The 1,925-nt window shown below is 55.8% G+C and carries 2 rRNA genes; both read right to left on the bottom strand.

Annotated elements, in window-relative coordinates:
- Window positions 1-6: 6 nt before the first annotated feature.
- A 5S ribosomal RNA gene (rrf, locus tag E0702_RS15750) occupies window positions 7-122 on the bottom strand.
- 83 nt (window positions 123-205) lie between these two features.
- Window positions 206-1,925 (bottom strand): 23S ribosomal RNA (locus E0702_RS15745); the annotation flags it as partial.

Below are 1,925 nucleotides of genomic sequence, written 5' to 3'. Positions count from 1 at the left end.
ATAAGTGCCTGACGATGACCTACTCTCGCATGGGGAGGCCCCACACTACCATCGGCGCAGAGCGGTTTCACTGCTGAGTTCGGCATGGGATCAGGTGGTTCACGCTCGCTATGGTCGTCAGGCGAAAAGGGGTGATTCATGCTGAGCCGAGAGGTTTCAAGACGTACCCGGCGTCGTGGGTCATCACAGACCCCTTGGGTGTTATATGGTCAAGCCTCACGGGCCATTAGTACCGGTTAGCTCAACGCCTTGCAGCGCTTCCACATCCGGCCTATCAACCAGCTGGTCTCGCTGGGCCCTTCAGGAGGCTCGAGGCCTCGGGGAGATCTCATCTTGAAGGGGGCTTCCCGCTTAGATGCTTTCAGCGGTTATCCTGTCCGCACATAGCTACCCGGCAATGCCACTGGCGTGACAACCGGAACACCAGAGGTGCGTCCACTCCGGTCCTCTCGTACTAGGAGCAGCTCTTCTCAAATCTCCAACGCCCACGGCAGATAGGGACCGAACTGTCTCACGACGTTCTAAACCCAGCTCGCGTACCACTTTAAATGGCGAACAGCCATACCCTTGGGACCGACTTCAGCCCCAGGATGTGATGAGCCGACATCGAGGTGCCAAACACCGCCGTCGATGTGAACTCTTGGGCGGTATCAGCCTGTTATCCCCGGAGTACCTTTTATCCGTTGAGCGATGGCCCTTCCATACAGAACCACCGGATCACTAGAACCTACTTTCGTACCTGCTCGACGTGTCTGTCTCGCAGTCAAGCACCCTTATGCTCTTGCACTCAATGCACGATTTCCAACCGTACTGAGGGTACCTTCGTGCTCCTCCGTTACTCTTTGGGAGGAGACCGCCCCAGTCAAACTACCCACCACACACGGTCCTCGATCCGGATGACGGACCTGAGTTAGAACGCCAATGATGCCAGGCTGGTATTTCAAGGTTGGCTCCACTCGAACTGGCGTCCGAGTTTCCAAGCCTCCCAGCTATCCTACACAAGCAACATCAGCGTCCAGTGTGAAGCTATAGTAAAGGTTCACGGGGTCTTTCCGTCTAGCCGCGGGTACACAGCATCTTCACTGCGATTTCAATTTCACTGAGTCTCGGGTGGAGACAGCGTGGCCATCATTACGCCATTCGTGCAGGTCGGAACTTACCCGACAAGGAATTTCGCTACCTTAGGACCGTTATAGTTACGGCCGCCGTTTACCGGGGCTTCGATCAAGAGCTTCGCTTGCGCTAACACCATCACTTAACCTTCCGGCACCGGGCAGGCGTCATACCCTATACGTCCGCTTACGCGTTTGCAGAGTACTGTGTTTTTAATAAACAGTTGCAGCCACCTGGTATCTTCGACCGCTTTCGGCTCCACCCGCGAGGGGTTTCACGTACCGGCGGCGTGCCTTCTCCCGAAGTTACGGCACCATTTTGCCTAGTTCCTTCACCCGAGTTCTCTCAAGCGCCTTAGGATTCTCACCCTGACCACCTGTGTCGGTTTGGGGTACGGTCCCACTGTATCTGAAGCTTAGAGGTTTTTCCTGGAAGCGTGGCATCAATGACTTCCGGACCGTGGTCCGTTCGTCTCGTCTCTCGGCCTTGGAGAACCGGATTTGCCTGATTCTCCAGCCTACCGACTTTCACCAGGACAACCAACGCCTGGCTCACCTAGCCTTCTCCGTCTCCCCATCGCAATACAGTGAGGTACGGGAATATTAACCCGTTTCCCATCGACTACGCCTTTCGGCCTCGCCTTAGGGGCCGACTCACTCTGCTCCGATTAGCGTCGAACAGAAACCCTTGGTCTTCCGGCGGGGAGGTTTTTCACCCCCCTTGTCGTTACTCATGTCAGCATTCGCACTCGTGATACCTCCAGCAAGCCTCTCGACTCACCTTCATTGGCTTACACGACGCTCCTCTACCGC

Origin of the sequence: Halomonas marinisediminis, assembly GCF_004347715.1 — a bacterium.
GTDB lineage: Bacteria > Pseudomonadota > Gammaproteobacteria > Pseudomonadales > Halomonadaceae > Halomonas > Halomonas icarae.
This window is presented reverse-complemented; position numbering and strand designations above follow the sequence as displayed.